At 48.5% G+C, this 6,135-nt stretch carries 5 protein-coding genes; all 5 read left to right on the top strand.

Annotation, left to right across the window (positions count from 1 at the left end):
• The coding region (locus RMO35_RS00965; protein ID WP_309737933.1) for a UDP-N-acetylmuramoyl-tripeptide--D-alanyl-D-alanine ligase at nt 1-1,516 on the top strand (1,516 nt) is incomplete at its 5' end.
• Nucleotides 1,517-1,549: 33 nt separating this feature from the next.
• Entirely contained in the window at nt 1,550-2,143 is a 594-nt protein-coding gene (locus RMO35_RS00960) for a Uma2 family endonuclease (protein ID WP_309737932.1), read from the top strand.
• 296 nt (nt 2,144-2,439) lie between these two features.
• Entirely contained in the window at nt 2,440-3,432 is a 993-nt protein-coding gene (locus RMO35_RS00955) for a PEP-CTERM sorting domain-containing protein (RefSeq protein WP_309737931.1), read from the top strand.
• A 435-nt stretch (nt 3,433-3,867) separates the two neighbouring features.
• Nucleotides 3,868-5,043, top strand: coding sequence for an aminotransferase class V-fold PLP-dependent enzyme (locus RMO35_RS00950; RefSeq protein ID WP_309737930.1), 1,176 nt, complete (start codon nt 3,868-3,870; stop codon nt 5,041-5,043).
• Between the two features lie 640 nt (nt 5,044-5,683).
• Nucleotides 5,684-5,950: a hypothetical protein gene (locus RMO35_RS00945; RefSeq protein WP_309737929.1), complete on the top strand. Its 267-nt coding sequence runs from the start codon at nt 5,684-5,686 to the stop codon at nt 5,948-5,950.
• The last annotated feature ends 185 nt before the right edge of the window (nt 5,951-6,135 follow it).

The raw sequence follows: 6,135 nt of genomic DNA, 5'->3' as shown, positions 1-6,135 counted from the left end.
GTGGTTCCTCGAAAAACGCACTTTTGATACTAAAGGTACCCTGGTGGCGCTTTTAGCAGCCGCTCTGAGCAGATTTGCGACTGGGGGAGATATGGTAATTTGTGCGATCGTTTGCTTCTTGGCTGCCGCTGCACTGATCTTTCTGGGCTTTCAGGAGGAAGATCCGCGCAAAGTGGGCAAGATTAAGCTGAATATGACCGATCGAGCCACGGCGATCTACAATCTCGCTCTGGGTTTAGAGGCGATCGCAACTATCCTAATTATTGCGGGTACTTATGCTGCGGGTGCTGGCGATAGTATCTATATTTATTGGCTCGTCGCCGTTGGTTTGATTCAATCTGCCCCGCTCTGGATTGTCATCGCTAATGCGATTTTATGGCCGAACGAACTCAAGAAACAACAAGCCTTTCGTCAGGAAGCTAAAGACATCCTCGCCGACTATCAGCCCTACACGATCGGGATTACTGGTAGTTATGGTAAAACCAGTACTAAAGCCATCTTAGGGAGTATTTTAGAAGCGATCGAGCCGACATTTTGGACGCCCGGTAGTATCAATACCGAAATGGGTATTACCCGCCAGATTCGCGAAAATCTCAAACCCCAACAGCAGCTCGCCATCATCGAAATGGGCGCGTATCAAATCGGCTCGATCGCGAAATTGTGCCGTTTTACCCCACCCCAGGCGGGACTAGTTACCGCTGTCGGCGTGATGCACCTCGAACGCTTCGGTGGTGCTGAAAATATCTACAAAGCCAAATGCGAACTCGCTCAGGCTATTCCCGCCGATGGCTTGCTCGTCTGCAATGGTGACAATCCCGGCGCGCGTCAAATGGCGACAGATTATCCCAAAGCTACTACCCTCCTCTACGGATTGGAACCAGAGATCGGACATCTCGACTGCTGGATGTCGGATATCAAAGCCAGTATGGAGGGCACCACATATACGATTCATTGGCAAGGGAAAGAGTATCCCGGCTTCACCAAACTGCTGGGAGTACCGATGCTCTCCAATCTCGTCGGTGCCTTCACGATGGCTTGCGCCCTCGGTAAAGATCCCGATTATGTCATCGCAGCAATCTACAATCTCGAACCTGCGAATAGTCGTCTCAATCTCCGCAAAAACGGCGATGGTTTCATACTCGACGACTCCTACAACTCTAACCCGATCGGGTTTGCCTCCGCGCTCGAAGTCCTAGCTGTCCTTGAAGGTGGGCGCAAAATCTTGATGACTCCCGGCATGGTGGAACTCGGCGAAATTCAAGCAGCCGAGAACCGTCAGGTGGCGCTCAAAGCTGCCTCAATCTGCGATCTGGCACTTGTCATTGGCGATACTAATAAGGAAGCACTCAAAGCCGGATTGCTCGAAGGTGGATTAGCTCCCGATAAGTTAATGGAATTTCCCAATCGCGATCTAGCGCTGGCATATCTCACCAGTCCCGAACACCGCCAAGCCAAGGACATGATTTTGATTGAAAACGATCTGCCCGATCTGTATGAATCGATCGCGGGGTTTTAGAATAGCTATATAACGTCAGTTCGGGATAAGTTTATGCAGTCATTAGCAGCCAAACCATTCTTACTAGATATTCACAGCATCACCCTGCGAGTTACTCATGAAGAGTTCGAGATGCTCTGCCAAGATAACCCAGAACTGCGACTGGAGCTGACAGCTAATGGAGAATTGATAACAATGGTACCAGTCGCGCTAGAAAGTTCAGAGCAAAATGGAGACTTGTTCGGGGAGGTTTGGGCTTGGAATCGTCAAACCAGATTGGGAAGAGCTTTTGACTCATCTGGTGGCTTTACTCTGCCCAATGGCGCAGTCAAATCGCCTGATGTCACCTGGATTGGGAAACCAACAGCCGATGAACTTCCGCGTGGGGTTACTTTCCCTGAGCTAGTCCCCGATTTTGTCATCGAACTACGATCTCAAAGTGATAGTCTCAAGACTCTCAGAGAAAAGATGGAGGAGTATCGAGCGAATGGAGTGCGTCTAGGCTGGCTAATCAACCCCCAACAGCAACAGGTAGAGATCTATCGGCTCGGACGGGATGTAGAAATATTAGAATCGCCTGCTACCTTGAGCGGGGAAGATGTATTGCCCGGTTTGACGATCGATCTCAGCTCGATTTTTGAATCCTAATTACGCTCATCTATATCTTGTAATTTAGAATCGATCGGTTTTTACTAGTGATGCCGAGATTCGCTGGCGATCGCCGATCTTGAATACTTTTTATGCAGTCTCTAAGTGTACGCTGAAGGTGTCGATCGTACAAGTACGGATTCCTAGCTTATGGATTTCTCCTTTGATGGGTAATATCAGTGGGAGTATTAAGTAATTTGGCTTAGTTTTGCTGTGAGTACTTCAACCTTCATAAGTATAATAGCTTACTTTAGACATAATTGATACATCTTTGCAAACATACAAATACCCCGATCGTGAAAATAACATCCTTCCCATTCAGCAATACCAAACTCAATCGTTCAGTCTTTTTTTCCGTACTGTCTTTAGCTGTTGCTGGCACAGCAATCCAATCTGAAAACGCTCATGCCGTAGACCTGAATTTTGGTGCTGCAACTACCGCCAATAACCTTGCTTCCGGCTTTGCTGGCCTTACATTAGGCCCTGGAAACAGTCGTGCGACCATCGATTATCGGAATGTTGCCACAGGGATTGATGCCAGGGTAACTGCTGTGGCTTCTGGTAATGGTACCTTTGCTGGACATTTACCAAACTACTCTACTGCGGCTAACGAACCCGCTGGTGATGCAGGGTTCGTGTATACGGCTGCTAGTGGTGGTACTGGTGGAGCTGGAACTGGAGTAGCTGGCGGACTAAGTTACACATTCGACTTTTACAATAGTGGTGGCACCTTTACAACACGGACTACAGCGCAAGGGCTAAATCTCCGCTTTTTAGTTTATGACGTAGATGGGGAACCCTCCCAAGGTGAAGCCGTCCGCATTGCCAAAGGTAATGGAACGAGTGGCTTCATCAGTTATCAACGTGGTAACGGCGGTACGTCCGTCGCTGGTAACACAGTTGGCCCATTGATTGTTACAGAAGACTTGAACAATTACACTTTTACTGGGCAAAACGACAACATCGCTGAGACCAATAGTGCTGCGGCGACTGTCTTTAATTTCCAAAATACGAACTCGGTTACATTCAACTTTGAAGCATTGACTCGCGCTGGGAGTGCTACAGATAATCCCGTGTTTAGTGCGATCGATGGTGACTTGAGCATCCTCGGTGCGACTGAGACTCTCAAACAAGTAAGTCTTCTCACTAATTTTGGGCCAGTGGTGACTGCTAATGCAGCCGGAACTACTACTCCTGTGCCCGAACCTTTTACCATTATCGGTACATTAGTCGGTGGTACAGCAGCCTTACGGATGAGAAAGAAATTGAAAGCAAGTAGTGGAGTGTAATTAGATTCTTATGTAGACTGTCGATGTTTGAAAGAAGTTTTATGCTGAAGGCGCTGTAATTAATTGCAGTGTCTTTTGTGTGTTGTTGGATGGTGGAGATTCGAGTACGATCGAGGTATTAAGATATCAACGCTCTAGACAATTCGAGCTGTATTTTTAGATTCGATCTGTGGTTGTCGATTTTGGGTGAGTTGCGGAGATCTACCCACCCCGCCCTTCGGGCACCCCTCCGAGGAGGGGAATTTTGGGAGTAGCCCGTCGGGCTAATATGTCTAGAAATTGCTAAACTGCGTTTTGAGGTTTATGCCTTTCCCAGAGGGAAAGGCAAGAAAAGATCCCCTCCTCGGAGGGGTGCCCATAGGGCGGGGCGGGTCAGATCTCCGCCTCCCACCCCACCAATCCCGATCGATCCATATCCTCACACCTCACCATTACATGTCCCCAGATCGACACTTACCAATTTATCTCGATCGACATGCCACCACGCCAGTCGATCCGCGCGTCCTGGCGGCGATGTTGCCCTACTTTACCGAACATTTTGGCAACCCGACTAGTACCACCCACCAGTATGGCTGGGCAGCAGAAGCGGCGGTGACTGGTGCCCGCGAAACGATCGCATCCGCAATCGGGGCGAGTGCCGCAGAGATTGTCTTTACTAGTGGGGCGACGGAAGCTAATAATCTCGCGCTCAAAGGTGTCGCCGAGGCTTATTTTGCTAAAGGGCAGCATATTATCACGCTCCAAACCGAACATAATGCGGTGTTAGATCCGTGTCAATATTTAGAATCTTTAGGATTTACAGTTACTTATTTACCTGTAGAAACTGATGGTTTAGTCGATCTCGATACACTTAGGAATGCGATTCGTGCCGATACGATCTTAGTCTCGATTATGGCTGCTAATAACGAGATTGGCGTTTTACAACCCCTAGCAGCAATCGGCAAAATCTGTCGAGAAAATGGTGTTTTATTTCATACCGATGCCGCCCAAGCGATCGGGCAAATTCCGCTCGATGTCGATTTATTAAACGTCGATTTGATGTCGATGACCGCGCACAAAGTATATGGCCCCAAAGGGATCGGCGCACTCTACGTCCGTCGCCGCAATCCACGGGTTAAGTTATCGCCGCAGTTGCATGGTGGAGGACACGAACGGGGAATGCGATCGGGCACATTATACCCGCCCCAAATCGTCGGTTTTGCTAAGGCGGTGGAACTTGCCTTAGCTGAGATGGAATTAGAGACAGCGCGACTGACGGAGTTACGCGACAGATTGTGGTCGCAACTGTGTCAGATCGACGGCATTTACCTCAACGGTCATCCCACCCAGCGCCTACCCGGCAATCTAAATATTAGTGTCGCTGGTGTCGATGGCAATGCCCTCTTATTGGGCTTGAGAGCGACGGTAGCACTGTCTTCGGGTGCAGCTTGTAGTTCCGCCAAGATCGCCCCTTCTCACGTCTTACAGGCACTAGGTAGATCGGAATCGCTCGCTTATGCTGCACTGCGGTTCGGAATTGGGCATAATAATACAGTCGAGCAAATCGATCGAGTAGCAACAGCCGCGATCGCGACGATCCAAAGTCTACGGAAGTTAGCTTTGAGATCGTGACAATTTACAGGTATAATCGAAAAGAACCAAGAGCGATCGCCTCAAAGAAGAATAAGCTCAGCAAATCTTCTCCACCTCTTCCGGTAATCCAAACTGGATGCGATCGTGTACTTGACAAAATTTTCGTGGATTCTGGACATACCACCATCCTTGTAGCTAATTACTAAGTGCAATGGATTTAGTGAGGATTAGAGGATCGCTCTGATCCGACCTATTTTAGGAAGCTACAGATACAACTCAGATCGAGAGTTTATATCAGTCGTCAGGGCAATCGTCTGAAGATGTCAGCCCAATTGCTACGCACTCACTCGTAGTCGATATTCGGGCAGGAGATCGGCACCAATGCTAGAGGCGATCGACTCTTAACGGTAGAACCTCTCCCATTGACAATTGCCAACGACCACCCTTGTAGCCCAAGTCTAAGATTTAACGGTAAAAATAGATCCGGATCGACAAGTCTGGGCAGTCAGCCCACATTTTGGTTAAGATTACCCAGATTTACCGATCGGGCACAGACTCTTCTTAAGGGAAAAGTGCCTAGAGATTTTATCTAGTCGTTTCGATCGCTCGATCGGTAGCAAACTGCACCGACTAATGTGGTGGGATTTAGTCTTGCAAATTGACTCACCCTCGCAGCTCTTTGCCAAATGTGCTGGCTTGTCGATCGATCGGCAAGTCGCAAACATCTACAATCCATCATCGTGTGAGTGCATCATCGCCCTCAACCTTGCCAACTAGATGTTCGCCACTTTGGTCGCTGGCTGTCGCCACTCAAGCGGTGGCAATGCTAGTACCGATCGTCGTCAACCCTCGATCGAGCCGACTAATTACACAGCAGTTAGCTACTTGGAATTTGGAAACATCACGTCACAATATACCAGCACAGCTCGATCCTTATCGATTCTAGGCGATCGAACATGCTGCTAATTTTCGAGGAAATTGAATGCCAAAGCAAATAATTATTGCGGAGCAACACCGCATTGGTGCCGTATTTGGAGAAGACCAAATTCAAGAATTGGTGGTAGCGACCGGACAACATCAGGTCAGTGATATCTATCTTGGCATTGTCGAAAATGTATTACAAGGGATCGA

It is taken from the genome of Chamaesiphon sp. OTE_20_metabat_361 (genome assembly GCF_031364565.1).
The sequence above is the reverse complement of the archived record's forward strand: the minus strand, read 5'-3'. Positions and strand labels throughout refer to the sequence as shown.